This window comes from Collinsella sp. AF19-1LB (assembly GCF_003459655.1).
Taxonomy (GTDB): domain Bacteria; phylum Actinomycetota; class Coriobacteriia; order Coriobacteriales; family Coriobacteriaceae; genus Collinsella.
Window position 1 is genome coordinate 1 of sequence record NZ_QRWO01000048.1, and the last position, 364, is coordinate 364.

Below are 364 nucleotides of genomic sequence, written 5' to 3' on the forward strand. Positions count from 1 at the left end.
ATGGGGCGGAATGTCAATCCTGGTCTAACAGAGCCAAATCATTTGACTAATAGCGGCTAAAATCGCTCGGCGCTAACATCGAGCCTCGCAACTTCCAGTACCGCTGCTGGCTCTCGGGCGCCCTCCCTTCTTTCATCTTCGTGCTGAGGACGGCGGAGATCGTTCTTTACTTCAACTCTATCAGTTTCGGCGGCATTGTTTTTAAATCCGTGCCTGGTCTGCTGGTAAATACTCTTCAACTACGAGCAGGTTGAATGCTCCATACTTGAGGACGGGCTTGCGGTCGACACCTGACCGGACTCCGCTTTCCCGCCAGAGGTTATTGTGAGCTCACGGCGCGCGCGAACGCATTCGGGTTCGGCGT